Here is a 26365-nt window from a genome sequence, read left to right as displayed (position 1 = left end):
ATGAGTAGTTACACGATTCCGAATGTCATTGCGTCGTCCCCGCGTGGTGATCGCGTCATGGACGTCTACAGCCACCTCCTGTCCGAACGGATCGTCTACCTCGGCACCGAGATCGACGACGGCGTCTCGAACGCCCTCATCGCGCAGATCCTGCACCTGGAATCGGTCGCGCCGGACCAGGAGATCAACCTTTACATCAACTCGCCCGGCGGGTCGCTGACCGCAACCTTCGCCGTGTATGACGCCATGCGGTTCGTCCGATCACCGGTCGCGACGACCTGTGTGGGGCAAGCGTGTTCGACGGCGGCGATCCTGCTGGCAGCAGGTGCTCCGGGGCGCCGCAGCGTGCTGCCGCACTCGCGGGTCCTGTTGCATCAGCCGACCGGGAGCGGCCGTGGCGCCATACCCGACATCATCCTGGCGGCGGACGAGGTGATCCGACTGCGCGCGGAGGCCGAGGAGGTGCTGGCGCATCACACGGGACAACCGGTCGACGTGTTGCGCAAGGACACCGACCGGGATCGGATCTTCACCCCGCAAGCGGCCGTCGACTACGGGCTGGTCGACGAGGTGATGGCCTACCGCAGCTGAGTGCTCAGGCGGCCAGCGCGACCGGGCCGCGCATGCTCGCCGGAGCAGGAGCCAGGCCCAGCCGGGCGGACTCCCGGCGCAGCTCGCGGACCGTCAGGTCGGTGACCTCGGCGAGGGTGCAGTCGAGTGCGCCGGCGATGGCGGCGACGATCTCCGAGGACGGGTCCTTCCGGCCCCGCTCGATCTCGGAGAGGTACTGCGCGGAGATCCCGGCCCGCTGCGCGGTCGTGGTGATCGTGCCGCGGCGTCGCAACCGGATCGCCCGCAGCTGTGTGCCGAGCACTTCCCGCCAGAGGGGCTCGACCGTCGAACGCTGCCGGAGCTGTCGCACGTCACCCATGACTCGACGCTAGCCCCGATGCCCGGTGCCGCCCAACGCTTTCTGCTCAGAGCAGAAGCGGACCGATGCCGAATGACGGCTTCTTCGCCGAGTGACGGCCGTATCCGACCGTCACTCGCCGAGGAAGCCGTCATTCGGGATGGGCGGGGGTGGCGCAGAGGGCTGGGTCGGTGGTGGTCGACGTCGCGGGCGTGTTGTCGTGGTGCCCGCCTTCCGGCTCCCGCACCGCAGGCACCAGCGCGAGGGCGACGGTCGCCGCGGCGCCGACCGCGAAGAGGGCGTGCAGCACGCCGACATGCTCGCCGAGAAGCCCGAGCAGCGGCGGCCCGGCGAGGAAGGCCGTGTAGGCGACCGTGCTGATGACCGAGATGCGGGCGTGTGCATGCCGTGGGTCGTCCGCTGCCGCACTCATGCCGACCGGGAAACCCAGCGAGACGCCGAGGCCCCAGACGACGACTCCGGCATACGCCAGCGGAGTCGGACCGAGGACGACGGCCAGGCAGCCGACGATCGCCAGGCTGAAGCAGACACGCAGCACCGGCACCCGCCCGTAGCGGTCGAGGAGTGCCGTGCCGGCAAGGCGCCCGATCGTCATGAAGGTCAGAAAGGTTGCGAACGCTAGAATTCCGGCCCACTTGGGCACGTGGTGGCCCTCGACGAAGCCGAGCGACAGCCAGTCGTTGGCCGATCCCTCGGTGAACGCGGCGATCAGGGTCACGACACCGATCAACAGGACTCGCGGGTCGGTCCACGCGCTGCGGCCGGTCGGCGCGGGGCCGGAGTCCGCGGCGTTCTCGACCGACTCCTTGCGGCCGTCGGACAGCGTCTCGAAGTACTTGGCCCGCCAGATGGCGACGGTGCCGATGGCGATCATGACGACGACCAGATGCACCCACAGCGGTACGTGTATGGCGGTCAGGCCCGCCCCGATCAGCGCGGCCAGCACGGTGCCGCCGGAGAACATGGCGTGGTAGCGCGGCATGATCGATCGTTGCTGGCAGCGCTCGACGACTGTCCCCTCGAGGTTCATCGCGACGTCCCACGGTCCGATGCCCATGCCCGCGACGAGCAGACCGATCACCGTCAACCAGACGAGGTGCGAGGTGATGGCGACGGTTGCCAGCAGGTAACCGGTGACGGTTGCGAGGGCCGCCACACGGACCGTGACGCGGCTGCCGAAGCGGCCGATCACCCAGCCGGCGAGCGGCAGTCCGCTGACGCTGCCGATCGATCCGGCGAGCAGGAGCAGACCGAGCTGTCCGGTCGTCAGGTGGAGCAGCGACTTCACGTCGGGCAGTCGGGCGGCGAAGGATGCGAATGCCGCGCCGTTCAGCACGAACAGCACCGCGACCGAGGTCGAGACGCGCCGGACCTGTGCGGGGTCGGTCTGCGGCGTCTGCGCGGTGGGGAGCTTGTCCACCATCACCATGGGTTTCCTTCGGAGGAGCTTTTCAGTGGCTTGTCGAATCGATTCGATCGAATCGATTCGATAGTCTGCTCCACATGTCTGTGGGAGGTCAAGCCGAGCACTCGTCCGGCGGACGCGTGACGCTGCGTGACGTCGCGGAGCGCGCCGGTGTCGCGATCTCGACCGCATCGCTGGTCTTCAGCGGCAACAAACCGGTCGCCTCGGAGACGGCCGACCGGGTGCGTGCCGCTGCCGAGTTGCTGGGGTATGGCGGGCCGGACCCGATGGCCTCGTCCCTGCGACACGGGCGCAGCGGTGTGATCGCCGCGGTCGTCGAGCGACGCATCCTGCACGCGTTCCGCGATCCGTACGTCGTGTCCGTGCTCGACGGACTCTCGCAGGTCGTCGGGGAAATGGGATACGGGCTGTTGCTGCTGCCGGATGCGGCTGAGGGGTATGGCGACACCGGCCCTCAGGTGTCCCGTGTGGCTGCAGACGCTGCGGTTTTCATGCTGTGTGGTGACGAGAACAACGTGTTGGCAACGCAGTTCGCCGCTCGTGGCGTTCCGGTGGTGGGCACCGGTGCGCCGGCGGGTGCCGACATACAGGTGACGGCTGACGAACGTGCGGCCTCCCGTGAGCTGGCGCAATTACTGCACCGGCTCGGGCATCGCCGGGTGGACCACGTGATGATGCCGCTCCGGTGGGGCGGCACGACCGGACGGCGAACCATCGCCCAGGTCCGCGCGAGCAAGTTCCCGGACACGCGGGAGCGGGCGATCGGTGTGCGGGAGGTGTTCGCCACGGCGACCCTCATCGAGGCGGAGGAGCCCGACTTCGACTCGGGCTACGCGGCAGCGACGCTGCTGCTGGAGAGTGACCAGCCGCCGACCGCGATCGTCGCCCAGAGCGACCTGCTGGCAGCCGGGGTGGTGCAGTGCGCGGTCGACCGCGGCGTGCGCGTCCCCGAAGACCTGTCGGTCACCGGGTACGACGGGGTCTCGCTGCCGTGGTTTCCGAGAACGCTGACCACGATCGACCAGCACCCGATCGAGAAGGGCAGGGCTGTCGGCGAGGTGGTGCGTGCCCTGCTCGCCGGTGAGGACGTCTCCGATGTGCTGGTCCCGGTGACCCTGCGCGAAGGCGATACGACCGGTCCCGCGCCGAAGGGTCGGTAGGTTTCGCCGAACGGCTCCAGCGGGCGCTCGGCTAAACTGGGTCCAACACGACTGGCGAAGGTGGGGCACCACCGGGGAGTGTGAGTTCGTCGTATCGCCCGCCTGGGTGCGACTCCGATCGATTCAAGGAGTCCCCGGATGTCTGGTGCACAACTACTGGACGGCACTGCCGTCGCGCGTCGAATCTTCGCAGAGACCGCCGACCGTGCTGCGGAATTCGTTGCGGCACAAGGGCGTCGGCCGTGCCTCGCCACCGTGCTGATCGGTGACGACCCCGCGTCGCACACCTACGTGCGGATGAAGCAGCGGCGCGCCGGCCAGCTGGGGCTCGAGTCCCGTCGTGTGCAGTTGCCGTCGGACACCACCACGGAACAAGCGGTCCAGGCGGTCCGCGCGCTCTCCGCCGACGACTCTGTCGATGGCATCCTCGTGCAGCACCCGGCACCAACCCAGGTGGACGAGCTGGCCGTCTTCGAGGCGATCGCTCCGGACAAGGACGTCGACGGCGTCACCATGCACAGCTTCGCGGCAATGGGCCTGTCCGCCAACGGATTCCATTCCTGCACGCCGGAGGGGATCGTCCGGCTGCTCGATGCGTATGACGTGCCGCTCTCGGGGCAGCAGGTGTGCGTTGTGGGACGCAGCGCGATCCTCGGCAAGCCGGTCGGGCTGCTGCTGCTCGCCCGCGATGCCACGGTCACCTTCTGCCACTCACGCACGAAGGATCTGGCGGCGCAGGTCGGTGTCGCCGACATCGTCGTCGCCGCAGTCGGACGGCCCGAGCTGATCCGGGGTGCGTGGATCAAGCCGGGGGCCGTCGTCGTCGACGCCGGCTACAACCCGGGCAATGTCGGCGACGTGGAGACGGCGGCTGCGGCACAGCGGGCGTCATACATCACACCGGTGCCCGGTGGCGTCGGTCCGATGACGATCGCGGTGCTGATGGAGCAGACCGTCACCGCGGCGGAACGGCGAATCTGCTAGATCCTGCTCGGCAACTGGTAGGCAGTCGTGTGGCGCGGTTCGTAGATCTGGATGTCTTCGGTGCCGGGCACTGCGACGTCGACGGCGATGCCGTAACCGCGGTCTTCCGGCTCGCCCCGGAGAGTCGCACCACGGCCGGACAGTTCGCGAACGGTGGCGACGATGTCGTCGCAGACCAGGCTCATCACGTGTTGCGGTGTGTCCCGGCCACGGCCGGGCATCAGCGGGTGGACACCGAGTTCGCTCGGGCCGGTCCCGAAGATGAGCCAGTTGGCAGCATCTTCCGGGGCGTGGCCGGGCTCGGTGGAGGCGGCGTCGCTGACGAACGGCCACTGCAGGACATCACGGAAGAAGGCCCGGGTCGCAGGCGGATCCGACGAATAGATCAGCGTGTGAACTGCTGTGAGCATCCACTCAGGCTAGACCCGTGCGCGCCGAGCCGGACAGAAATCAGGTGCGGCCGAACGGCGACCGCCATACGTTCGAGGTATGCGCGCACCCGATGCCGGCTTCGCCGACCCACGACTGGCGGTCCTCTACGACTTCTTCGATGACGACCGCAGTGACCTCGACGTCTACGAGGCGATCGTCGATGAGCTGGGCGCCCGCAAGGTCGTGGACGTTGGCTGCGGAACCGGTTCTCTCGCAGTGCGATTGGCGGCTCGGGGCAACGTGGTGGTCGGTGTCGATCCGGCGGTCGCTTCGATCGATGTCGCCCGCGCCAAGCCGTATGCCGACAGGGTGACCTGGTTGCCCGGGGACGCCACGCTGCTGATCGATCGCGTCACCGATGCGGACCTGGCCGTGATGACCGGGAACGTCGCACAGGTCTTCGTGGACGACGCGGACTGGGAGCAGACGTTGAGCGCCATACACGGTGCGTTGCGGGAGGGCGGGTGGTTCGTCTTCGAGACCCGCCACCCCGAAGTGCGCGCGTGGGAGCAGTGGACGACGCCACCGGCCGAGGTCGTGCTGCCGGACGGTCGTCGCGGCACGGACTCGATGACGGTGACGGAGGTGGCGTTGCCGCTGGTGACGTTCGAGTCCACACTCGAGCTGGCCGACGAGACGCTGACATCGGTGTCGACATTGCGTTTTCGGGCGCATGCGGAGATCGAGGACGACCTGCGGCGCCACGGTTTCGAGGTCGTCGAGGTACGCGATGCACCGGACCGCCCGGGCAGAGAGTGGGTGTTCTTCGCCCGGACCCACCGCGAGTGAGATCGCCGTGCTGGTCTCGATACGAGCCTTCCCCCGCTGCGCTCCGCCAGGCTCTACTCGACCCGCGCACGTCACTGGAAGTCGCGGGACTTGGTCCGCACGTGAATCGTGAGGTGCTCCAAGCGATCCGCGAGCAGGTTGGTGACGCCGTCCTCGGAGCGTTCGAGTATGCCGCGCACCACCATCGCCGGTGACGCACGCGCGATGCGCCGATAACGATGCCAAACGCCTTTCGAGACAATGACATTCAGGATTCCGGTCTCGTCCTCCACATTGACGAAGGTGATCCCGCCGGCCGTCGCCGGGCGCTGGCGATGGGTGATCACACCGCCGACTTGCACCCGCCGGCCGCTCTGGAACCCCTTCAACTGCTCGATCGGCAGCACGCCGCGCGCGTCCAGGTCCGCGCGGACATGCCGGATCGGATGATCACCGGGGCTGATCCCGGTCGCCTGCAGGTCGTGCATCAGCAGTTCGCCGATCGACAACTCCGGCAGCAGCGGCGGTTGGTACGGCACGCGAACCGGCAACTGGTCACCGCGGATCGACGCCGCCTCTGCTGAACGCCACAGTGCGTCACGACGTGAACCGGTCAGTGCGTCCAATGCGCCGGACAGCGAAAGCGCCTCCATCTGCTCGGTATCCAGCTCGGCGCGGCGCGCGAGGTCCGCCAGATCGGTGAACGGCCCGGACAGATCCCGGGTCCGCACGATGCGCTCCGCGGCAGCCTCACCGAGCGCGGTGATGTCGGCCAGCCCGAGACGCACCGCGTGGTGCCAGTCGCGGCGGTGCTCCTGCCAATCGGGCGCAGCATCGGTGTCGAAATCACCGATCTCCTCCTGCGTGTGGTCGCGCAAGCAGTCGTCGGTGCCGCCGCGTTGGTCCATGGCATCGGGGGAGTCCGGCTCGAGATCGGCGTGCACACTGGAGCGCATCAGGTCCGGCGATAGCACCTCGACACCATGCCGCCGTGCGTCGCCGGTGAGCGTCTGCGGCGAGTAGAAGCCCATCGGCTGGGAGCGCAGCAAACCTGCCAAAAACGCTGCGGGGTAATGCAATTTGAGCCAGGAGCTGGCATAGACCAGCACCGCGAAACTGAGCGCGTGCGACTCGGCGAAACCGAAATTGGCGAAGGCCTCGATCTTGTTGTAGATCTCCTCCGCAGTCTTGGGCGGTATGCCGTTGCGGGCCATGCCGTCATACAGCTTCGTGCGCAGCGAGTCGATGCGCTCGACCCCACGCTTGGACCCCATCGCCCGGCGCAGCAGGTCGGCATCGGCCGGGCTGCAATCGCCGACCGCGATCGCCATCTGCATGAGCTGCTCCTGGAAGAGCGGCACGCCGAGCGTGCGCGAGAGCACCGGCTCGAGCAGCGGGTGCGAGTAGGTGACGTCCTCCTTGCCGGTCCGTCGCCGGATGTAGGGGTGCACCGCACCACCCTGGATCGGACCGGGTCGGATCAGCCCGATCTCGACGGCGAGGTCATAGAAGGACCGCGGCTTCAGCCGGGGGAGAGTCCCCATCTGCGCACGACTCTCGACCTGGAACACGCCGATCGAGTCGGCCCGGCACAACATGTCGTAGACACCGGGCTCGTTGCGGGGCAACGTCTCGATGCGCCACTGCTCGCCGGTATGGCGCTCGACGAGGTCGAAGGTGTGCTGCAACGCGGCGAGCATCCCGAGCCCGAGCAGGTCGAACTTCACCAGCCCCATCCACGCGCAATCGTCCTTGTCCCATTGCAGGACAGTGCGATCCGTCATCCGGGCGTGCTCGATGGGGCACACCTCGCTGACTGGGCGGTCGGTCAACACCATGCCGCCGGAGTGGATGCCGAGATGTCGCGGATAGCCCAACACCTGCGTCGCCAACCCGATCACCGGCGTGGGTATGTCGTGGTCCGCGCTCGCGATCTCCGCACCCCACCGCTCGACCTGCCGGGACCACGCGTCCTGTTGCCCCTGGCTGGCGCCGAGCGCCTTGGCCATGTCGCGGACGGCGTTCTTCGGGCGGTAGGTGACGACGTTGGCGACCTGTGCGGCGTTGCGGCGACCGTAGCGCTCGTAGACGTGCTGGATGACTTCCTCGCGCCGGCCCGAGTCGAAGTCGACGTCGATGTCCGGGGCTTCCTCGCGCAGTTCGGACAGGAACCGCTCGAACGGCAGCTCGTAGAAGATCGGGTCGATCACCGTGATGCCGAGGACGTAACAGACCGCGGAAGCCGCGGCCGAGCCGCGCCCCTGGCACAGGATGCCGTGCGTATGGGCGAACTGCACGATCTCGTGCACGATCAGGAAATAGCCCGGAAAGTCTTTCTTCTCAATGACATCCAGCTCCCGCTCGATGCGTGCGTATGCCGCCTGGTTGTCCCGGGGGTAGCGCTCGGCGGCACCCCGCATGGTGAGCTCGCGCAGCCAGCTCATCGGGGTGTGACCGGCCGGCACCTCCTGGCGGGGGAGTCGCGGTGACGCCGCGCGCAGGCTGAAGGCCAGGTCGTCGGCGATCTCGACGGTCCGCTCGACGGCACCCGGGAAGCGCCGCATGCGTTGCGCCATCTCCGCGCCACTGCGCACGTATGCCGCGCCGTGCACCGGCAACCAGCTGTCCAGCTCCTCCAGGCTGCGCCGCGAACGGACGGCCGCCAGGGCGGTGGCGAGGGGGTACTGCTCAGCATCTGCGTAGTGCACCGCATTGGTCGCGACGGTGAGCGCCCCGGCGGCATCCGCGACACCGGCGAGCCGGTCACAGGTGGCGCTGTCGGTGGGGTCGCCGTGATCGGTCAGCTCGACGAAGACGTTGTCCTTACCGAAAAGGTGCTGTAGAGAACGTAATTCGGCGACTGCCGCGTCATGCCCATGCCGCGTGAGTGCGCTGGGCACACTGCCTTTGCGGCACCCGGTCAGCACGACCCAGTGACCGGCTGCCTCCTGTGCCAGCGCCTGCAGGTCATAGAGCGGCTTGCCCTTCTCCGCGGCGTCGGCGAGCTGGCCGTCGGTGACGGCTCTGGCCAGGCGACGGTAGCCTTCCGCTCCGCGCGCCAGCACGAGCAGATGATTGCCTTCCGGATCGGGTATGCCGTTCTGCGGAGCCGTGAGGCCGAGCGATAGTTCGGCGCCGAAAACCGTTCGTAATCCATAACTCTCGGCCGCCTCGGCGAAACGCACGATGCCGTAGAGGCCGTCGTGATCGGTGATGGCGATGCCGTGCAGCCGCTGTCGTGCCGCCTCGGTGACCAGATCCTCGGGTGCCGCGGCACCGTCGAGGAAGCTGTAGTAGGAGTGCGCGTGCAGTTCGGCATACGGCACCACCGGCCCGGCCGACTCGCCGAGATCGGCCGGGCGGAACGGGTGTCGCTTGCGGGAGAAGACCGGCCCGTCACCGCCGTCGGCGGGCTGCCCGCGCACCGTGCGGTCCTCGGGTCGTATGCCGCGGGACAACGCCTGCTCCAGTTGTGACCACGGTATGGCGGGGTTGCTCCAGCCCATCTCAGTCGTACCTTGCTTCCAGGAACCAGGTGTTGCCGTCGGCGAGGAGCAGCCAGGCTGCGGACTGGTTGTCGATCAGCTGAAAACGGTTGAGACGCACTCGCTTTCGCCACCAGCGATGATGGATCGGCCAGGGGCCGGCCCATTGTGCGATGCGCCGACGTCCCGCCGCGAAACGCAACCATGCAGGTGACCCGCTGACCGTGCCGCGCTCGTCGACCGTGACCGACTCCCCGGTGTCGGTGAGGACCTGCACCTGGCTCGCGCTGCTGAAGACGGTGGCCGGGGCGGGACCGGGGACGGTGCCCGGCCAGGGCTGCTCGAGCCGACGCTCGCGAGTGGTCGGCAGCGCGTCTCCCCAGGGGCGAAGAACACGACGCTCGTGCAGCAGCCTGCCTCCGGTGACGGTGCTGGTGAGGATGGCGTCGCGACCCAGCCGGTGCTGCAGAGTGGTGAGGGCGTGCTCGACCTTCTCATCGGGGCGATCACCCCAGAGCCCCTGCGCATGGTGTTCGGCGTTGTCGACCGACTCCGGCAGCACCTGCACCGAGAGCACCGACGCGCCCAGCGAGTCGTCGTCGACCGTTGCTGCTTCGGTGGCGAGATCCTCCAACTGCCAACGGATCCGGTCCAGGACCTCGGAGCTGCCGAACTGCCACGGATGCCGCCATACCCGCTCGAAGAGGGCGTCCGGCTCGAGCTGCACGGTGACCCGGATCTCGGTGCAGATCAACGAGGCCCGCGTGAGCAGTTGCGCGAAGTCGGCGGCGGCCGGCTCGCAGTGCGCGATGATCTGCTCGACCCGGTCGGTGGCCGGGTCGAAGAGGACCTGCATGCCCAACTCCGGCGGCACCGTGCGGGGACTGAGGATCGGTGCATCCTCGCCGCTGGCGAGTTGATGCGCGCGCAGGCCGGCGGCGCCGAAGCGGGCGTGCACCTGATCGCGCGGCAGTTGCACCAGGTCGCCGAGCTTGCGAATCCCCATGCGCTGCAACAGATTGTCCAACTTCCTGTCACAGGCTGCGGCAACCGGCAGGCCGGCCAGGAAGGCGGCCGAGCCGCCCGCCGGGACGAGGTGGATGGGTGCGACGGTCGAGCTGACGTAGGCGGCCTGCTCAGCGGTGAAGAGTCCGTCGGCGACAGCGACGCGCAGGTCGACCGGCAGTCGCAACTCGTGCCGGGTGAAATCGTGCAGGTGGGAGAAGAGGGCGCTCGCGGCGGCGTGCTCGCCGCCGTAGAAACGTGCGGCACCCTGCGCACGCACCGCGGCGACTCCGGGCCGGACCACGTGCACGTCGGGGATCTTCTCCTCGACGGCGTGCAGCACCGGCTCGAAGGCGCGCGCCTCGGCCACGACGTCGTGCGGCAGCACGATCAGCTCTGGGCAGCGGTGCTGAGCCTGCCGGATGCGCAGCCCGACGGTGACGCCCTCGAGCTTGGCCGCAGCGGAGCAGGCGACGACCACACCGCGATCGGTGAGAGCGAGCGCCTGGTCGGCAGCGATGCCCTGCGTGAGCCGGGCCGCCAGCACCGACCAGCCCGGGCACCAGAGCAGCATCACGCGCACGGGTGAGGTGGTGATCATGGCGTGTGTTCCAGGGTCTCGATACGCGGCTCGTTCCTCGCCGCTACTCGACCGGCGTGGGTGGTCTCGATACGCGGCTCGTTCCTCGCCGCTACTCGACCGGCGTGGGGGATCATGGGCGGACCGGGAGGGTGAGATCGACGTGCCGGGTGCGGTGTCGTTCGGTCGCCTCGAGACGCAGGGCGCCGCCGGAAAGGTGGCCGTGCCCGGCATACAGGCCGTCCCAGCGCACGATGCGGCCGGTGAGCTTCGCGGCGGCGCGGGGCCAGGAGCCCAGCACCACCAGCGTGCTGCCACTGGTCCGCAGACGGGCGAGCAACCGGGACACCTCGCCGGGGGAGACGTGCTCCGGGGGTGCCGCCACGACCAGCGCGGTGACCTCGACCAGGGCCGCGATCACCGAGGTCCAGTCGTCGGGGGAGACCTGGGGGATCAGTGCCAGCCGGTCCAGCCAGATGCCCCACTCCGCAGCGGCTTCGACGCCCAGGTCGGGCAGCCCGACGACACCGCACCACGAGCCCGCCATCGAAGGTCCGGCGAGCAGGGCGAGAGCCGCGCTCATCGAGCCGTGCAGTGTGTAGACGGCACCGGCACGCAACCCGCGGGGGAACAACTCGGCGAGCGCCGGAAGCACCGGCACGCTGCCTGCCGCCGGCGTCGTCTCGTGCCGCTGCAGCAGCTCGTGCAACTCGGCAACCCGGGTCGCGGTGGGAGCGGTCATGCATTCCATGATCGAACGCATGTTCGAAAAAGTCAATCGGGCGCACGCCACGCGATCCGGTGGTCGGCGACGTCGACCGGACCGACATAATCGCCTGGTGATCGCATCCACCGCCTGGCGCACCCTGGCACGTGGCCTGGTCGAGCTGGCGTATGCCGACACCGGCGTCGGCGACCACCCGGTGATCCTGCTGCACGGCCTCGCCGGCACCGCTCAGGAGTGGTCGGCCACGCTACGCGGACTCGGTGACACCCACCGGATGGTCGCCCTGGAGCAGCGCGGCCACGGGCATTCGACCCGTATGCCGCAGGACGTGACCCGGGCGGCCTACGTCGCCGATGTGGTGGCCCTGATCGACCGGCTCGGCGGGGGTCCGGTGACGCTCGTCGGGCAATCGATGGGCGGTCACACGGCAATGCTCGTGGCGGCTGAATATCCGCACCTGGTAAGGCAATTGGTGATGGTCGAAGCGGGAGTCGGCGGCGGCGGTGATGCTGCCACTGCGCCGGTCGAGCAGTGGTTGCGCAGCTGGCCGGCGAGCTTCCCGGACCGGGATGCCTTCATCGATTTCTTCGACAGCACTCCGACGGCCGGCGAGGCGTGGGCGGACGGTCTGCAGTTCGACGCGGGCGGCCTCGTGCCGTGCTGGAACGCGGACGTGCTGGTCGAGGCGCTGCGTGCGGTGCACGTGCTGCCGCGTTGGCGGGCGTGGGAGTCCGTGACCGTCCCGACGCACCTGGTCGTGGCGGAGCGCAGCGCCATACCGACCGAGCAGCTGGAGCGGATGTATGGCGCCGGCGGTCACGTCGAGCACACCACGATCGCCGATGCCGGCCACGACCTGCACCTGGATCAACCGCGGGAATGGCTGCAGACGTTGCGGCGCATCCTGGACGCGGACGGGCCGGCCACCGACGATCGGTGACCGGCCCGTCCGGACGAGTGGTGGGTGGCGTCAGCCGGCGGTGTTCTCGGTGGTGGCGACCGGACGCTGGGCCAGCTCGTCGTCGAGGCGCAGCAGGCCGGGGCCGTCGTCGTTGATCAGCTTGACGCGCCCGACGATCTCGTCGACCGATGCTTCTTCCTCGACCTGCTCGCTCAGGAACCACAGCAGCAACGGACGGGAGTCCAGGTCGCCGTCCTTCTCCGTGGCGGCATACAGCTCACGGATCGAGGCGGAGACCTTCTGCTCGTGCGCGAGCGCCGCCTCGAACACGGACAGAACGCTCTTGGCGCTGACCTTCGGTGCGGCGATGGCACCGATCACCGGGTGGTTGGACCGGTCGCTGAGGTGGTCGATGAACTTGTTGGCGTGGACGATCTCCTCGTCGGCCTGGTGTCGCAACCATGCGGCGATGCCCGGCAGGTCCTGGTCCTCCATCTCGATCGCGAGCTGGCGGTAGACCATCGAGGACTCGAACTCCAGGGTGATCTGGGCGTTGAACTTCTTCTCGAGTGCGGCGCTCATCTTCATGGGACCAGAGTAGGTCGCAATGCCGTGCGTCACCAGCAAAGTTTGCCTACCCACAGTTGGGTTTGCCTCACCTCATTGACGATTCGCAGCGCTCGCGTGCGAGCCGGTGAGATCAGCTCCGAAGCAGCGATTGATAGTCGGGGTGCCGGTCGATCCAGGCCTTGATGAACGGGCACTCCGGTATGACGGAGCGGTTGCCGGCCGCCCGCACGTCGTCGAGCGCGTAGCGGGCGATGGCGGAACCGACGCCCTTGCCCTCGAACTTCGGGTCGACCTCGGTGTGCACGAAGGTGATCTCATCCGTGGCGAGCCGGTAGACGGAGAACCCGGCGAGGACGCCGCCGATGCGGGCCTCGTAGCGGTTCTGCTCGGGATTGTCGGCCACCGTGATGTCGTCACTCATACGTCCATCTTGGACCTCGACGTCGCCGTGCGTCATACAACCGGGTGGTCCGGGGTATGACGGGAGATGTGACAGGCCGCCAACGCCTATCCCGTTCGTCAGCTCGGGCGCGTTGATCCCTTCTCGGGGCGGTTTGAAGGTGTCGATCACCGCCATCTCGCAGGGGAGCTTGATTGACCGAACCGAAGATCCGCAGTCCCGCGTGGTCCACTATCGACATGACCATGGTGAGACTCACTGACAGGCCACGTGTGGATGACTTTCGGGCGCTCTCGCGTAGCTCCCCATGGAGATTCAACACGTTGCACTTCCGTCACCGCAGCACCGATTTTGGGGACGAGGTGGAAGCGTGGCTCGACCGCCCTTCACAGCGGGTGACCGTCCGCTCCAGTGAAGGGGTTGAGGTCAGCCACGGCGTGCCGTACGGCACCTCGGGCAACGCTCGGGACTTCTTGGACCGTGATGAGCCAGAGTTCCGTCCGGATGGTCTCGTCATCGAACGCCCGCGGATGTGGCACCTTGCACACGGCGATCCAATGTGGCGCAACTACATCTGGACGGCGATGCTTGATCCCGAAGAACTCAGCCACGGTGTCCATATTCATGACGTCCGAACCGAATCACGGCTGGGCCGAAGAACATGGTCAGCGACCTGCCGACCGCTGATGGGCGTCGGGGAAGATTGGGAGGGAGGGTACGACCCGCGCTGCGGGTGTTGCCCCCTCTTGGACAGCGAGGCAAGTCGACTCCTTGAGTACGGTCCCGATCGCACGGGATCGTCTAACGACGCCCTACCGACCTCATACCGAGTTCACCTCGACGTACAGACCGCAATCACTGTCGAAATCGCGGCACTCGACGGTAATCCAAGCACGATCCTGCGCAACGAGATCCTGGACGTGGACACTCCACTCACCCCGCCTCAGGCCAACTGAAACCGAGTTGTGATCGTCTGCGTCATTGAACGGCGGGGCGGTGAGCGGGCAGGCCGAGGATCAGACCCTGAACCATGCCCGCATGGTTCGGTCGGTGACCGATTGCAGCTGTCGGTGGGGCGGCCTAGCGTGAGGTGATGTCGGACAAGACAGTCGGACACGAGAGGTGACGCGCATGACTGACGTGGTCGGCTGGCTGCTCGCGGGAGACCCATCGATCCGATGGCAGGTGCTGCGTGATCTCACCGACTCTCCACCTGCCGAGATCGCGACCGAGCGTGCGCGGGTCGCCGACTCGGGGCAGGGGAGCCGGCTGCTCGGTCTGTATGCCGACGGCGCCTGGGCCGGTGGTGCGTGCTTCCCGGGCAAGGACTGGCGACCACCGGACGGTCCGGTCGGAGACCCGGACGGGCAACCGTGGACCGCGACGCTGCCGACGTTGCGGCTGTTGCGCGAATTCGGTGTGAACCCTGGCGATTCGCGAGTCGTCGAGGCGGTCAGCGGCGTGCGTGAGCAATGCCGTTGGGAGTATGACGGCTCGGCGTTCTTCGCCGGTGAGGTCGAGCCCTGCATCAACGGCGGCACGGTGTCGACCGGTGCATACTTCGGTCAGGACGTCGACGCCATCGTGCAACGGCTGCTCGGCGAGCAGCTCGAGGACGGAGGCTGGAACTGTGAGGCGGAGAACGGGTCGACGCGCTCGTCGTTCCACACCACCATCTGTGTGCTGGAGGGTCTGCTGGACTACGAGCGCGCCGGTGGCCGTCTCGAGGTGTCGGACGCGCGACACCGCGGTGCGGAATACCTGTTGCAGCGCAACCTCTTTCGGCGTGCGAGCACCGGTGAGGTCGCGGACGAGGACTGGCTGCAGTTCTCGTTCCCGACGCAGTGGCACTACGACGTGCTGCGCGGTCTCGACTACTTCCGTGCCGCCGGCGATGCTCCCGACCCGCGGCTGGCCGACGCCGTCGAACAGGTGCGGTCCAAGCAGCAGGCCGACGGCAAGTGGCTGCTCGAGAACACCCATCCCGGCCTGGTCCACTTCGAGCTCGAGGACGGCGACGGCCGGCCGAGCCGCTGGAACACCCTGCGCGCGTTGCGCGTGCTGCGCTGGTATGACGGCGGTCCGACTGCCTGAGCCGTTCCTGAGCCTCCGGGCAGTGGGGAAGTGGCAGGCCTAGAGCACGGCCAGCCGTTCCACCAACAGCTTGATGCGAGTCTCGGTGTCTTCCGGGGGAAGTCGTCCCGCCCGGGTCAGCGTCGCCATACCGTGCAGTGCCGCCCAGAAGACCTCGGTGAAGAGGCCGGGGTGGACGCCTTCGCCGGCTACCGGTCCGAGACTCTCCAGCAGGGCGTCGAACGCGTCCTTGAGCGGCGCCGGGGTGTCCTCCATCGCGAAGACCAGTCCGCCGTCGAGCTGGAAGATGGCGTCATACACGGCCGGGTTCTGTTCGGCGAATTCCAGATACGCGCGCGCGAGCGCGGCGACCCGGGTCCGGGCGCTTCGGGTGCGGGTAGCAGCGGCGCGCACCGCCGCGGCCATTTCGGTGGCACCCTCCAGGGCGACGGCGCCGATGATCTCGCGCTTGCCGCGGAAGTGGCTGTAGAGAACCGGCTGGCTGTATTCGATGCTCTCCGCCAGCCGCCGAGTGGTGACGGCGTCCCAGCCCTGCTTCTCGGCGATGTCGCGCGCGGTCGCAACGATCAGTCGTTCGCGCTCGTCGCGATCGCGTTGCCTTCGTTCCTGTACCGACATGGCTGAATTCTAGCAGCGCTAGACAATCAAGCGATAGCACTGCTAGCGTCATTCACATCACTAGCAACGCTAGATTTTCTGGAGGAACATCATGCTGAACACGCTCGAGGTCGTCACGACCGTGGTTGTCGGCGTACTGGTGGGGGTCGAGTTCGCGGTTGCCTTCGTGATGAACCCGATTCTCAACGCGCTGCCCGATGACAGCACCCAACTCGGTCATGCTCACGGCGGCCGAATGCTCGGCGCCGTGATGCCGTTCTGGTACATCGGGTCATTGATCCTGGCCGCCGGGTGGGCCATCGCCGGCTGGCACCACGACGGCAGCGGTCTCGTTGTCATCGCTGCCGCTCTGCTGATCCTCAGTGTGGTGCTGTCGATCCTGTTGCTGGTCCCGATCAACAACCGCAACAAGCGCTGGACCGTGGAGAACCGGCCGGCCGACTGGAAGGCGCAACTGAACCGCTGGCTGCGTTTCCATTACGTCCGCGTCGCGATCCTCATCGCCGCCTTCGCGCTGCTGGTGATCGCGCTCGTCTGAACTGCACACGCGCGAACGTCAGCCGGTTGTCACCGACCTCCCCCGATGGAGTCGGTGACAACCGGCTGCGGTCTCGGGTCAGCCGGTGACGCCCAGCTGCGTGGTGCGCGGTGAAGGTGTGGGCGGTTCGCTGGAACCAGCGGGCGGTTGGGTCGTCGTGGCTGTCGAGGTCGATCCGCTGCCAGTGGTGAACACCTTCGTCGCGGTGGCACGTGCCCCGGACTTTGGGCCCGTGGAGTACGTCAGCCAGGCGATAACCGTGTGCGTCCCCGGTGCCAACGCGATCGTGTCACTGCTCAGCGTGACGTCGTTCCATGCTTTGACCATGCAGTCCGAGGTGCAGTCGTATCCGTCGCCGGCCAAGGCAACCTTGCCGTCGACGGTGACCTCGGCCGACGTGTAGTTCAGTGGGGCGTCTTTCCCGCCGAATATGGACCCGTTCGCCTGGAAGCCCGCCCGGTAGCGTTCGTTGCCCGCTGATTTGAGCACTGGAGTGATTACCAGGTGGGCGACCTGAGAACTCGTCTCGATCGACGTCGCAGCCGACGTAGAAGTCGAAGGTGCGCTCGTCGGAGCAGTTGTCGTCGCAGTGGCGGGCGACGTCCCCGTCGACGTTCCCGTGCTGCTCGTGGCGCCGGGCGATGCCGACGGGTCGGCGTTACTGACCGTGGCGGTCGCGATGGCGCCGCCGCAGGTGATGATTCCCGCGACCGCCGCCGCGAGGAACTTGTTGCGCGTGATGGTGTTCATGATCGATCCCCCAATGTGTCGATGAGCGTCCCTCGGTGGGACACATGGGAGGACGACCACGGCGGCGAATGGTTGCCCGATGCCGGCCGATCTTGGTCGAAGTCGTACGCCGCCTAGGACTCGGTCGGAGCGCGGTTGAACTGCGCGCCGCGACCGGTCACTGCGGAACCATCACTGCGGCGGCAGCACCGACTGCTGGCTGGGCAACTGATCCTGCCGGACCAGGCCGACGGGGCACGTCATCCCGTTCGGGCCGTGGTTGCAGTAGCCGCCGGGATTCTTGTGCAGGTACTGCTGGTGGTAGTCCTCGGCGTAGAAGAACGGTCCCGCCTCGGAGGCCGGGCGGATCTCGGTGCTGATCTCGCCGAAACCGTTGTCGTGCAACACCTTTTGAAAGGCCTCACGCGTCGCGATCGCGGCCTGCTCCTGCTCCGGCGTGGTCCAGTAGATCGCCGAGCGGTACTGCGTGCCGATGTCGTTGCCCTGCTGGTTGGCCGTCGTCGAGTCGTGGTTCTCCCAGAACGCCTTCAGCAGCAGCTCCGGTGACGTCTTCGTCGGGTCGTACGCGACGAGCACCGCTTCCGTGTGGCCGGTACGACCGGTGCAGGTCTCCTCGTACGTCGGGTTCGGTGTGAAGCCGCCCATGTAGCCGGCTGCGGTCGCCACCACGCCGGGCTGCTGCCAGAAGATGCGCTCGGTGCCCCAGAAACAGCCCATGGCGACATACAGCAGCTGGGTGCCCTCGGGCCACGGACCCTGCAGGGGAGTGCCGAGCACTTCGTGCGTCTCGGGTATGCCGGGCAGTTGTGCCTGGCGGCCGGGAAGTGCTTCGTCGGGTGACACCATCGAGGTCTTGCGGCCGAAGAGGAAGCTCATGTCATGCACAACGAAAAGGTGCGCTGAAGCCTTCCCGGGCGACATGCGCGATCTCGATACGCGGCTCGTACCTCACCGCACCCTTCGATACGTCCGCTCGTCCCTCGCGGACTACTCAGGGCGGCGCTCGATCCGCTTAGGGTCAGCAGTTCTTGTAGCCGGTCTTCGCCCGCTTCTGCGCTGCGGTCTGCTTGTAGGTGCAGGTGGTAACCGTGGTGCGGCCCTTCACCAGGTACGCCGTGTCGAGCGTGTTGTTCCAGACCATCGACCGACTCATTCCCCAGTAGAGGTTGGTCGAGGTGTTGCGACCTTTTCCGGAGTGCACGGTGACCGTCTTGCCCGCGCCGAGCCGGAAGGTCTTGGCGAAGCGGAAGACATGCTTCGAGCCGCGGTCGTGGATCAGGTAGCCGGACAGGCTGATCGTCTTGCGCGTGACGTTCTTGACCTGGATGTACTCGCGGTTGAGTCGCGTCTGTGTATAGGGCGTGTCCGACCCCGGCTGGTCGGCGTAGAACCGTGCGAACTTCAGCGTGCTTGCCGCATCGGCGGGTGCGGCGAGAGGAAGCGTCATACCGACGGCAACGGACACGGCAGCAAGGACGGGCACAACACGACGCATGACGATCGAACTTTCGGTGAGAAGGAATGACGGCACATTCGCCGGGTAAAGGAAGAGTAAAGAAGAGGTCAGAAATCGTCCAGCTGTTTCGCAGAACTTCTCGGCCCTCGCAAGATCGTGTCGCACCCCGTCGGATCGCCGGAACGGCGCGGTTCGGTGGACGCGAGGTGAGCGGGGCCGCTCCGGCTGGATAACCTGTCCCGGTGCTGACCGTGCAAGACGCCCTCATCCGCCTCCAGAAGTTCTGGACCGACCGCGGCTGCATGATCGTGCAGCCGAACAACACCGAGGTCGGAGCGGGGACGATGAACCCCGCGACGCTGATGCGGGTGCTCGGGCCGGAGCCGTGGCGCGTCGCCTACGCCGAGCCGTCCGTGCGGCCCGACGACAGCCGGTATGGCGAGAACCCCAACCGCCTGCAGACGCACACGCAGTTCCAGGTCATCCTCAAGCCGGAGCCGGGCAATCCGCAGGAGCTCTACCTCGAGTCGCTCGAGGCACTGGACATCGACATCCACGCGCACGACATCCGCTTCGTCGAGGACAACTGGGCGCAGCCGGCGATCGGCGCCTGGGGCCTCGGCTGGGAGGTCTGGCTGGACGGCATGGAGATCACCCAGTTCACCTACTTCCAGCAGGTGGGCGGGCAGAATCTCGACCCGATCCCTGTCGAGCTGACCTACGGCATCGAGCGCATCATGATGGCGCAGCAGGGTGTCTCGCACTTCAAGGACATGCAGTACGCACCCGGCATCACGTATGGCGAGGCCTTCGGCCAGCAGGAGTACGAGATGTCGCGCTACTACCTGGACGACGCCGACGTGCAGGTCAACCAGGAGTTCTTCGACCACTACGTCGCCGAGGCGACGCGGATGATCGAGCAGCGGCTGCCGGTGCCGGCATACAGCTACGTGCTCAAGTCGTCGCACGCGTTCAACGTGCTCGACGCGCGTGGCGCGATCTCCACCACCGAGCGCGCCAAGGCGTTCTCGACCATGCGCGCGCTCGCGCGCGACGTCTCCAAACTCTGGATCGAGCGGCGCGAGGAACTCGACTTCCCGCTGCTCAAGGGTGAGGCGCCGAAGGTGCTCGTCGGCTCCGCCGTGCGGCACCCGGCCGACGAACCGGAGGACGTCGACGTCACCACTCTGCCGACCGACGACCAGACGCTGGCGGTCGAGATCGGTGTTGAGGAGCTGCCGCCGCACGTGGTCGAGCAGGCGATGGACTTCGTCCGCACGTCGCTGACCGACCGCCTCGGCGCCAGCCGACTGACGCACGGTGCGATCGACGTGGTGGGCACCCCGCGCCGCATCGTCGCGACGGTCGCCGACCTGTCTGCGCACGAGCCCGACGCCGAGAGCTTGCGCAAGGGACCCAAGGTCGCCGCCGCGTATGACGAGAACGGCGAACTCACCAAGGCGGCACAGGGATTCGCACGCGGCCAGAAGGTCGATGCATCGAGCCTCGTACGAGCTGAATTTGATGGCGCCGAGCACATCGCGGTGAAGCTCACCGAGCAGGGCCGTGACGTCCTGGCCGTGGCCGGCGAGATCATCGGCGACATCGTCGAGGCCCTGCGCGCTGACAAGAACATGCGCTGGGACGACCCGCAGCTGTCCTACAGCCGCCCGGTGCGCTGGATCGTCGCCCTGTGGGGCAACGTCGTCGTGCCCGTGCACGCGTCCGAGCTGACCGCCGGCCGCACCACCTACGTGCACCGGACCGACGCGACGCCGCTGGTGCGAGTCGAGTCCGCTGATCGGCTGCGCGACGTGCTGGAGACCCACGGCCTCGTGATCGACCCCGTGACCCGACGCCAGCAGGTCATCGACCAATCCCGGGCACTCGCCGAATCCGTCGGCGGGACAATCGATTTCGACGGTGAGTCGGCCCTCGTCGACGAGATCACCAACCTCGTGGAGCAGCCGCACGCGATCCTCGGTAGCTACGGGGAGAAGCACCTCGAACTGCCCGAGCAGATCCTCACCACGGTGATGCGCAAGCATCAGCGCTACCTGCCGGTGCGCAACGCCGACGGTGCCCTGCTGCCCCACTTCGTGACCGTCGCCAACGGCGACTGTGACGACGAGCTGGTCCGTCTCGGCAACGAGACGGTGCTGCGTGCTCGCTACGAGGACGCAGCGTTCTTCTACGACGCCGACCTGAAGCAGCCGCTGGCCGACCTGCGGTCCGGCATCAGCAAACTGACCTTCGAGAACCGCCTCGGCTCAATGGATGACAGGGCTATTCGTATCAACGGGATTGCCCAAGATCTTCTGAGTAAAGTCGATGTCAGTCCAGAGGACATCAAGACTGCCCGTCGAGCCGGGGAGCTCGCGAAGTTCGACCTGTCCAGCCAGATGGTCATCGAGTTGTCGTCACTGGCCGGTTTCATGGCGAAGGAATACGCGACCAAGGCGGGGGAGACCCCGCAGGTGGCGCAGGCGCTGTGGGAGATGGAGTTGCCCCGCACGGCCGGGGACGCGCTGCCCCAGTCGCTGCCGGGTGCGGTGCTGGCGCTCGCCGACCGCTTCGACCTGCTGGCCGCGATGTTCGCGATCGGTGCCAAGCCGTCCGGTTCGTCGGATCCGTTCGCGCTGCGTCGTGCCGCGCTCGGCCTGCTCTCGATCCTGCGCGGTCACCGGGAGCTCGGCGCCGTCACGATCGACGCCGGACTCGCGGCTGCGGCTGCCCGACTGCGGCAGCAGGGCATCGAGGTGTCCGACGAATCCGTCGCGGCCGCAAAGGAATTCATCGTCGGTCGGTTCGCGCAGCAGCTGCGTGACGAAGGTGTGTCGGTGGGTCTGGTTGCTGCGGTCACCCCGCTCGCAACCGCGCCCGGCGTCGCGACGCGAGCGCTCGCGGACATCGACGAGGCGCGAACGGACGACCGCTTCGCCCCGCTGGTCGAGGCCGTCCAGCGGATCACCCGGATCGTGCCGGCCGGCACTGCCGCGTCATACGATCGGGCGTTGCTGGCATCGGACGCCGAGCGGGCCCTGGTGACTTACGTCGACGAACTGCCCGACCACGCGAATGACGCTCTGCCGCAATGGATTCCGGATGCGCTGCCGTTGGTGGCACCGTTGGCGACATACTTCGACGACGTGATGCTGATGGCCGACGACGAGGCGCTGCGCTCGTCGCGGCTCGGCCTGGTGCAGACGATCGTCGAGCGGGCGCCGCACGGCATCGATTGGCGAGAGCTCAACTCCGCTCTTTAAAGCTGGTCGAGTGCCGGAGGAGCGCAGCGGGGGAGGTGTATCGAGACCCTCGCCTACTCGGTGCGGGCGAAGATCAACGCCGTGTACGGCGGCAGCGTCACTGACGCGATCGGCGCACCGCCGTGGTCCTGCGCGTCCGCGTCGCCGACCCAGGTGCCGGTGAAGCCGCTGCTGTAGATCTGGGCGTCGGTGTTGAGGGCGAGTGTCCAGTGACCCACGGACGGAAACCGCACACCGACGTTCTCGTGGGTGGCGCCACTCATGTTGACCACGACCGCGACGTCGTCGCCGGGTCCGCCGTCCATCCACCGGTGGTAGGCGATCACCTTGGCATCGTCGTCGATGTCGAGCAGCTCGACGTGCGGTCCGGACAGGCCGCGCGTCGTGCCGTTTCCGTTGCGGCGCAAGCGGATCAGGTCCTGATGGAGCACCGCGATGCCGTGGAACTCACCCAGGCCGGACCAGTCGAGCGGCACGTTGTCCCGGAACCACTCGTCCTGCAGGAACTCCTGGCCCATGAAGAGCATCGGGATGCCCGGTGAGGTGAGGGTCAACGCCGCGCCCAGGGTCGACGCCTTCTGCGCCCGCACGCCGGTGGGGTCGTTCGGGTCGGCCTCCTGCGGCACTCGCGCCTTGCCGTTGGCCACTTCGTCGTGCGACTCGGTGTAGACCACGCGTGCGAACGCGTCGCCGTACGAGTAGCTGATCGCCTCCGCGACCGAGGCCATCGATCGTGTCCCGTCGTCCGCCGGAATGATTGCGTCCCGGATCGGATGGACGAAGTGGTTGTCCCACTGTGAGTGGAAGCCGGCGCCGCCGTCGGCCGTCGAGGTCACCGTCGGATCCCCGTGCAGGTCCTCGGCGATCGAGACGCAGTCGGGGAAGTCGCGGCGGATCTCGTCGTTGACCTCACGACACATGATGCGCCCCTCGGGGATGTTCTCCTCCGTCGCATCGACGCTGCGGATGTATGGCGTCATGTCCCAGCGCAAGCCGTCGGCGTGAAAGTTGGCCAGCCACATCCGCGCGTTGTCGGCGATGAACTGGCGGACCTCCTGCCGCCCGTAGTCGGGCCGGGTGTCACCCCACGGCGTAGTCGACCGCCAGTCCTGGAGGAAGTAGATGCCGCCCTTGCCGTCCTGGCTCCAGCCGTCGAACTGCCACATGTCCAGGTCGGACGGGCCGAAGTGGTTGTAGACGACGTCGATGATCACGGCGATGCCGCGCTCGTGAGCGGCCTTGACGAGCCGCTTCAGTCCGTCCGGGCCGCCATACGCGGACTCGACGGCGAAGACGTGCGCGGGGTTGTATCCCCACGAGTAGTCCCCGGCGAACTCCATCAGCGGCATCAGCTGGATCGCGTTGACGCCCAACGACTTCAGGTAGTCGAGTTTGGTCGCGACCTGATCGAGCCGACCCACGCTCTCGCCGTCGGTGACGAACGATCCGACGTGGGTCTCGTAGATCACGAGCTCGTTCATCGGTGGGCACCGGAAGTCGTCGCCGCCCCAGTCGAAAGTGCTGTCGTCGTAGATGATCCCGTTGCCCACCGAGCTCGTGCACTGGCGTGCGTAGGGGTCGATCCGTTCGGTCACGGTGCCGCCGCTGGTGATCGCGAACTTGTACTGCTGACCGGGTGCTGCCCCGGCGACCTCCGCGCTCCACACGTCGCCGTCGCGTGTGAGTGGGCCGGCCGCCGCGTCCCAGTTGTTGAAATCACCGACCACGGACACGGTCTCCGCGTGCGGAGCCCATACGCCGAACGTTGTCCCTGCAGAGTGCGGGTGGGCGCCCAGTCCTCGGAAATCGCGATCGCTCATGTCCGTCACGATGCCAGACCGAGATGACCGTAAGGTTGCCTCATGACGACTGAGCACGGCTTCTCGACGCGCGCCATCCATGCCGGGCAGGAGCCTGACCCACGCACCGGGGCTGTCGTGCCCGCGATCTACCAGACCTCCACCTACAAACAGGACGGGGTCGGCGGCCTGCGAGAGGGCTACGAATACTCCCGTTCCGGCAACCCGACACGTGCCGCACTCGAGGAGTGCATCGCCGCATTGGAAGGCGGCGCAAAGGGATTCGCGTTCTCCTCCGGTCTGGCTGCCGAGGACTGCATCATGCGTGCCATCCTGCGACCGGGCGAGCACATGATCATTCCGACCGATGCGTATGGCGGCACGTTCCGTCTCGTCGACAAGGTGCAGAAGGTGTGGGGCGTCGACCACAGCCTGGCGAAGGTGTCGCAGGCGGACGCCATACGCGGGGAGATCCGTCCCGGCGTGACGAAACTGGTCTGGTTGGAGACACCGACCAACCCACTGCTGGGTATCGCGGACATCGCGGCGATCGCGCAGATCGCGCACGAGGCGGGCGCGCTGCTCGTCGTCGACAACACGTTCGCGTCGGCATACCTGCAACAGCCGATCAGCCTCGGCGCGGACATCGTCATGCACTCCACGACGAAGTACTCCGGCGGACACAGCGACGTCGTCGGCGGCGCCGTCGTGGTCGCCGAGAACATCGGTGTCCCCGAGTTCGCCGATGCGGCCGAGCGAGTGGGCTTCCATCAGAACTCCATGGGCGCGATCGCCGGCCCCTTCGACTCGTGGCTGGTGCTGCGCGGTCTGAAGACGCTGGCCGTCCGCATGGAGCGGCACTGCGACAACGCGGAGAAGGTCGTCGACTACCTGCGCGGCCGCAAGGACGTCACGCACATCTACTACCCGGGTCTGGACAGCCACCCCGGTCACGACATCGCCGCCAAGCAGATGCGCCGGTTCGGCGGGATGGTCAGCTTCCAGCTCGACGGTGGCGAACAGCACGCGGTCGACGCGATCGGGCGCACCAGGATCTGGACGCTGGGGGAGTCGCTCGGCGGTGTCGAGTCGCTCATCGAACACCCGGGTCGTATGACGCACGCCAGCGTCGCGGGGACGGAGCTCGAGGTGCCGAACGACCTGATCCGGTTGTCGGTCGGCCTGGAGGACCCGGACGACCTGATCGCCGACCTCGCCCAAGCGCTCGACGGCTGAGCGGAGCCTTCCGGCTGGACTCCTTGCAGGGCTGAGGGGCGGTTGCGCGAGCAAGCTCGCGCAACCGCCCCTCAGCCTTGTTCGCTGCCCGGCATGACGCGACACGACATACAAACACCGTTGACTCCGGAACAAGACGCGATATATCGTCATTTCGAACTTGCGATATGTCGCGAAAAAACCGACGGCTCGTTGTCGGTGCTTCGTGAGACGGTGAGACCGGGCAGCTGGGACAAGGGAGACAAGATGACCGACGCGGTCACAGCCGAAGGGCTGGTCAAGCACTACAAGGACGTGAAGGCGGTCGACGGCGTGAGCCTGCGAGTGCCCGAGGGCAGTGTGCTCGGGGTGCTCGGGCCCAACGGCGCCGGCAAGACGACGACGGTGCGGATGCTCACGACGCTGATCCGCCCGGACGCCGGGTCGGCGACGGTCGCGGGCGCCGACGTGCTGCGCGATCCGCAGGCGGTGCGGCGGCAGATCGGGGTGTCCGGTCAATACGCAGCGGTGGACGAATACCTCACCGGCCGGGAGAACCTCGAGATGATCGGGCGGCTCTACCACTTGTCCGCCAAGGACGCGAAGGCGCGCGCGGCGGAGCTGCTCGGCCAGTTCCGACTCGACGAGGCCGCGAGTCGTCCGGCGAAGACCTACTCCGGCGGCATGCGACGTCGGCTGGACCTGGCGGGCGCACTCGTGGCACGACCCCCGGTGATCTTCCTCGACGAACCCACGACCGGGCTCGATCCGCGCGGTCGCGGCGACATGTGGGACGTCATCAACACCCTCGTCGGACAGGGCACGTCGGTGCTGCTGACCACGCAGTACCTCGAGGAGGCCGACCGGCTGGCCGACAACATCGTGGTCATCGACCGCGGTCGGATCATCGCCGAAGGCACTGCCGACGAGCTGAAGGCCCAGGTCGGCGGCGAACGTCTCGAGGTCACGGTCGCCGACGGGGCGCGGCTCACCGAGGCCGGCGACATCATGACCGCCGTCGGTGCCGGAGCGGTGGAGACCGACGCGCACACGCGTCGACTGATCGTGCCCGTGACGGGTGGCACGCAGTCCTTGCTGCAGGCCGTCCGTAGCTTCGACGAGAGCTCGATCACCGTGCAGGACATCGGAATTCGTCGCCCGACTCTGGACGATGCCTTCCTCAGTCTGACCGGTCACAAGGCCGAGTCGGAGGACGAGGAGCTTGAGGCACTCGTGGGGAGGCCGGCATGAGCGAGCGCA

General features: G+C 67.4%; 24 protein-coding genes and 1 riboswitch. Of the genes, 11 read left to right on the top strand and 13 right to left on the bottom strand.

Annotation, left to right across the window (positions count from 1 at the left end; translation table 11 throughout):
- On the top strand, positions 1-591 hold the full coding sequence (locus ACZ50J_RS17515) for a ClpP family protease (protein ID WP_464298438.1): 591 nt from the start codon (positions 1-3) through the stop codon (positions 589-591).
- A 4-nt stretch (positions 592-595) separates the two neighbouring features.
- Here ACZ50J_RS17515 and ACZ50J_RS17510 read toward each other — a convergent pair whose 3' ends face one another.
- Together ACZ50J_RS17510 and ACZ50J_RS17505 are read right to left on the bottom strand one after the other, a co-directional pair.
- Positions 596-931, bottom strand: a complete 336-nt coding sequence (locus tag ACZ50J_RS17510; protein WP_464298437.1) for a helix-turn-helix domain-containing protein — start codon at positions 929-931, stop codon at positions 596-598.
- A gap of 130 nt (positions 932-1061) precedes the next feature.
- Entirely contained in the window at positions 1062-2354 is a 1293-nt protein-coding gene (locus ACZ50J_RS17505) for an MFS transporter (protein ID WP_464298436.1), read from the bottom strand.
- An 80-nt stretch (positions 2355-2434) separates the two neighbouring features.
- Between ACZ50J_RS17505 and ACZ50J_RS17500 the strand changes: the two genes are divergently transcribed.
- Together ACZ50J_RS17500 and ACZ50J_RS17495 are read left to right on the top strand one after the other, a co-directional pair.
- Positions 2435-3517, top strand: a complete 1083-nt coding sequence (locus tag ACZ50J_RS17500) for a LacI family DNA-binding transcriptional regulator (protein WP_464298435.1) — start codon at positions 2435-2437, stop codon at positions 3515-3517.
- 37 nt (positions 3518-3554) lie between these two features.
- A riboswitch (ZMP/ZTP riboswitch) is annotated at positions 3555-3632 on the top strand.
- A 23-nt stretch (positions 3633-3655) separates the two neighbouring features.
- Positions 3656-4501: a bifunctional 5,10-methylenetetrahydrofolate dehydrogenase/5,10-methenyltetrahydrofolate cyclohydrolase gene (locus tag ACZ50J_RS17495; protein WP_464298434.1), complete on the top strand. Its 846-nt coding sequence runs from the start codon at positions 3656-3658 to the stop codon at positions 4499-4501.
- Here ACZ50J_RS17495 and ACZ50J_RS17490 read toward each other — a convergent pair.
- Positions 4498-4911 (bottom strand): VOC family protein, encoded by a 414-nt coding sequence (locus ACZ50J_RS17490; RefSeq protein ID WP_464298433.1) that lies wholly within the window; start codon positions 4909-4911, stop codon positions 4498-4500. The genes ACZ50J_RS17495 and ACZ50J_RS17490 overlap by 4 nt on opposite strands.
- 79 nt (positions 4912-4990) lie before the next feature.
- Between ACZ50J_RS17490 and ACZ50J_RS17485 the strand changes: the two genes are divergently transcribed.
- The gene (locus ACZ50J_RS17485; RefSeq protein WP_464298432.1) at positions 4991-5722 is read left to right on the top strand and encodes a class I SAM-dependent DNA methyltransferase; all 732 of its coding nucleotides are present in this window, start codon (positions 4991-4993) and stop codon (positions 5720-5722) included.
- 71 nt (positions 5723-5793) lie between these two features.
- Here the strand turns inward: ACZ50J_RS17485 and ACZ50J_RS17480 are convergent, their stop codons facing one another.
- From ACZ50J_RS17480 to ACZ50J_RS17470, 3 genes are all read right to left on the bottom strand, one after another.
- The gene (locus tag ACZ50J_RS17480; protein WP_464298431.1) at positions 5794-9207 is read right to left on the bottom strand and encodes an error-prone DNA polymerase; all 3414 of its coding nucleotides are present in this window, start codon (positions 9205-9207) and stop codon (positions 5794-5796) included.
- A 1-nt stretch (position 9208) separates the two neighbouring features.
- Positions 9209-10792, bottom strand: coding sequence for a DNA polymerase Y family protein (locus tag ACZ50J_RS17475; protein ID WP_464298430.1), 1584 nt, complete (start codon positions 10790-10792; stop codon positions 9209-9211).
- Between the two features lie 112 nt (positions 10793-10904).
- Positions 10905-11513, bottom strand: a complete 609-nt coding sequence (locus ACZ50J_RS17470; RefSeq protein WP_464298429.1) for a hypothetical protein — start codon at positions 11511-11513, stop codon at positions 10905-10907.
- A 97-nt stretch (positions 11514-11610) separates the two neighbouring features.
- On the opposite strand from ACZ50J_RS17470, the gene ACZ50J_RS17465 reads away from it, so the two are divergent.
- Positions 11611-12438 carry an alpha/beta fold hydrolase gene (locus ACZ50J_RS17465; RefSeq protein WP_464298428.1) on the top strand — a complete coding sequence of 276 codons (828 nt, stop codon included), beginning with the start codon at positions 11611-11613 and terminating at the stop codon, positions 12436-12438.
- Positions 12439-12468: 30 nt separating this feature from the next.
- Here the strand turns inward: ACZ50J_RS17465 and ACZ50J_RS17460 are convergent, their stop codons facing one another.
- Both ACZ50J_RS17460 and ACZ50J_RS17455 read right to left on the bottom strand, forming a co-directional pair.
- On the bottom strand, positions 12469-12987 hold the full coding sequence (locus tag ACZ50J_RS17460; RefSeq protein WP_464298427.1) for a ferritin: 519 nt from the start codon (positions 12985-12987) through the stop codon (positions 12469-12471).
- Between the two features lie 112 nt (positions 12988-13099).
- Positions 13100-13390, bottom strand: a complete 291-nt coding sequence (locus ACZ50J_RS17455; protein WP_464298426.1) for a GNAT family N-acetyltransferase — start codon at positions 13388-13390, stop codon at positions 13100-13102.
- A gap of 173 nt (positions 13391-13563) precedes the next feature.
- Here ACZ50J_RS17455 and ACZ50J_RS17450 point away from each other — a divergent pair, with 173 nt between their 5' ends.
- Together ACZ50J_RS17450 and ACZ50J_RS17445 are read left to right on the top strand one after the other, a co-directional pair.
- Positions 13564-14325 carry a hypothetical protein gene (locus ACZ50J_RS17450; RefSeq protein WP_464298425.1) on the top strand — a complete coding sequence of 254 codons (762 nt, stop codon included), beginning with the start codon at positions 13564-13566 and terminating at the stop codon, positions 14323-14325.
- 175 nt (positions 14326-14500) lie between these two features.
- Positions 14501-15463 carry a prenyltransferase/squalene oxidase repeat-containing protein gene (locus ACZ50J_RS17445; protein ID WP_464298424.1) on the top strand — a complete coding sequence of 321 codons (963 nt, stop codon included), beginning with the start codon at positions 14501-14503 and terminating at the stop codon, positions 15461-15463.
- 39 nt (positions 15464-15502) lie between these two features.
- On the opposite strand, the gene ACZ50J_RS17440 is transcribed toward ACZ50J_RS17445, so the two are convergent.
- Positions 15503-16081 carry a TetR-like C-terminal domain-containing protein gene (locus ACZ50J_RS17440; RefSeq protein ID WP_464298423.1) on the bottom strand — a complete coding sequence of 193 codons (579 nt, stop codon included), beginning with the start codon at positions 16079-16081 and terminating at the stop codon, positions 15503-15505.
- A gap of 91 nt (positions 16082-16172) precedes the next feature.
- On the opposite strand from ACZ50J_RS17440, the gene ACZ50J_RS17435 reads away from it, so the two are divergent.
- Positions 16173-16619, top strand: a complete 447-nt coding sequence (locus ACZ50J_RS17435) for an anthrone oxygenase family protein (RefSeq protein WP_464298422.1) — start codon at positions 16173-16175, stop codon at positions 16617-16619.
- Positions 16620-16697: 78 nt separating this feature from the next.
- Here the strand turns inward: ACZ50J_RS17435 and ACZ50J_RS17430 are convergent, their stop codons facing one another.
- The 3 genes from ACZ50J_RS17430 to ACZ50J_RS17420 all read right to left on the bottom strand — a co-directional run bounded on the left by ACZ50J_RS17430 (position 16698) and on the right by ACZ50J_RS17420 (position 18864).
- Entirely contained in the window at positions 16698-17369 is a 672-nt protein-coding gene (locus ACZ50J_RS17430) for a hypothetical protein (protein WP_464298421.1), read from the bottom strand.
- A gap of 171 nt (positions 17370-17540) precedes the next feature.
- Positions 17541-18245, bottom strand: coding sequence for a peptide-methionine (S)-S-oxide reductase MsrA (msrA, locus tag ACZ50J_RS17425; RefSeq protein ID WP_464301368.1), 705 nt, complete (start codon positions 18243-18245; stop codon positions 17541-17543).
- A gap of 142 nt (positions 18246-18387) precedes the next feature.
- Positions 18388-18864 (bottom strand): lamin tail domain-containing protein, encoded by a 477-nt coding sequence (locus ACZ50J_RS17420; protein ID WP_464298420.1) that lies wholly within the window; start codon positions 18862-18864, stop codon positions 18388-18390.
- Positions 18865-19067: 203 nt separating this feature from the next.
- On the opposite strand from ACZ50J_RS17420, the gene ACZ50J_RS17415 reads away from it, so the two are divergent.
- The gene (locus ACZ50J_RS17415) at positions 19068-22091 is read left to right on the top strand and encodes a glycine--tRNA ligase (RefSeq protein WP_464298419.1); all 3024 of its coding nucleotides are present in this window, start codon (positions 19068-19070) and stop codon (positions 22089-22091) included.
- 53 nt (positions 22092-22144) lie between these two features.
- On the opposite strand, the gene ACZ50J_RS17410 is transcribed toward ACZ50J_RS17415, so the two are convergent.
- Positions 22145-23911 carry an alpha-amylase family glycosyl hydrolase gene (locus tag ACZ50J_RS17410; protein WP_464298418.1) on the bottom strand — a complete coding sequence of 589 codons (1767 nt, stop codon included), beginning with the start codon at positions 23909-23911 and terminating at the stop codon, positions 22145-22147.
- Positions 23912-23953: 42 nt separating this feature from the next.
- On the opposite strand from ACZ50J_RS17410, the gene ACZ50J_RS17405 reads away from it, so the two are divergent.
- Both ACZ50J_RS17405 and ACZ50J_RS17400 read left to right on the top strand, forming a co-directional pair.
- A complete protein-coding gene (locus ACZ50J_RS17405) occupies positions 23954-25126 on the top strand; it encodes a cystathionine gamma-synthase (protein WP_464298417.1) in 1173 nt (390 codons plus the stop codon).
- Positions 25127-25372: 246 nt separating this feature from the next.
- Positions 25373-26356 (top strand): ATP-binding cassette domain-containing protein, encoded by a 984-nt coding sequence (locus ACZ50J_RS17400; protein WP_464298416.1) that lies wholly within the window; start codon positions 25373-25375, stop codon positions 26354-26356.
- Positions 26357-26365 lie beyond the last annotated feature (9 nt).

It is taken from the genome of Flexivirga sp. G2, from assembly GCF_055397625.1.
Note: the sequence above shows the minus strand (reverse complement) of the source record. Positions and strands in the feature narration are given on the sequence as shown.

Coding starts and splice junctions, on each gene's coding strand:
- ACZ50J_RS17515 (WP_464298438.1), top strand. CDS start 1: ATGAGTAGTTACACGATTCCGAATGTCATTGCGTCGTCCCCGCGTGGT.
- ACZ50J_RS17510 (WP_464298437.1), bottom strand. CDS start 931: ATGGGTGACGTGCGACAGCTCCGGCAGCGTTCGACGGTCGAGCCCCTC.
- ACZ50J_RS17505 (WP_464298436.1), bottom strand. CDS start 2,354: ATGGTGGACAAGCTCCCCACCGCGCAGACGCCGCAGACCGACCCCGCA.
- ACZ50J_RS17500 (WP_464298435.1), top strand. CDS start 2,435: ATGTCTGTGGGAGGTCAAGCCGAGCACTCGTCCGGCGGACGCGTGACG.
- ACZ50J_RS17495 (WP_464298434.1), top strand. CDS start 3,656: ATGTCTGGTGCACAACTACTGGACGGCACTGCCGTCGCGCGTCGAATC.
- ACZ50J_RS17490 (WP_464298433.1), bottom strand. CDS start 4,911: ATGCTCACAGCAGTTCACACGCTGATCTATTCGTCGGATCCGCCTGCG.
- ACZ50J_RS17485 (WP_464298432.1), top strand. CDS start 4,991: ATGCGCGCACCCGATGCCGGCTTCGCCGACCCACGACTGGCGGTCCTC.
- ACZ50J_RS17480 (WP_464298431.1), bottom strand. CDS start 9,207: ATGGGCTGGAGCAACCCCGCCATACCGTGGTCACAACTGGAGCAGGCG.
- ACZ50J_RS17475 (WP_464298430.1), bottom strand. CDS start 10,792: ATGATCACCACCTCACCCGTGCGCGTGATGCTGCTCTGGTGCCCGGGC.
- ACZ50J_RS17470 (WP_464298429.1), bottom strand. CDS start 11,513: ATGACCGCTCCCACCGCGACCCGGGTTGCCGAGTTGCACGAGCTGCTG.
- ACZ50J_RS17460 (WP_464298427.1), bottom strand. CDS start 12,987: ATGAAGATGAGCGCCGCACTCGAGAAGAAGTTCAACGCCCAGATCACC.
- ACZ50J_RS17455 (WP_464298426.1), bottom strand. CDS start 13,390: ATGAGTGACGACATCACGGTGGCCGACAATCCCGAGCAGAACCGCTAC.
- ACZ50J_RS17445 (WP_464298424.1), top strand. CDS start 14,501: ATGACTGACGTGGTCGGCTGGCTGCTCGCGGGAGACCCATCGATCCGA.
- ACZ50J_RS17440 (WP_464298423.1), bottom strand. CDS start 16,081: ATGTCGGTACAGGAACGAAGGCAACGCGATCGCGACGAGCGCGAACGA.
- ACZ50J_RS17435 (WP_464298422.1), top strand. CDS start 16,173: ATGCTGAACACGCTCGAGGTCGTCACGACCGTGGTTGTCGGCGTACTG.
- ACZ50J_RS17430 (WP_464298421.1), bottom strand. CDS start 17,369: ATGAACACCATCACGCGCAACAAGTTCCTCGCGGCGGCGGTCGCGGGA.
- msrA (WP_464301368.1), bottom strand. CDS start 18,245: ATGAGCTTCCTCTTCGGCCGCAAGACCTCGATGGTGTCACCCGACGAA.
- ACZ50J_RS17420 (WP_464298420.1), bottom strand. CDS start 18,864: ATGCGTCGTGTTGTGCCCGTCCTTGCTGCCGTGTCCGTTGCCGTCGGT.
- ACZ50J_RS17410 (WP_464298418.1), bottom strand. CDS start 23,911: ATGAGCGATCGCGATTTCCGAGGACTGGGCGCCCACCCGCACTCTGCA.
- ACZ50J_RS17405 (WP_464298417.1), top strand. CDS start 23,954: ATGACGACTGAGCACGGCTTCTCGACGCGCGCCATCCATGCCGGGCAG.
- ACZ50J_RS17400 (WP_464298416.1), top strand. CDS start 25,373: ATGACCGACGCGGTCACAGCCGAAGGGCTGGTCAAGCACTACAAGGAC.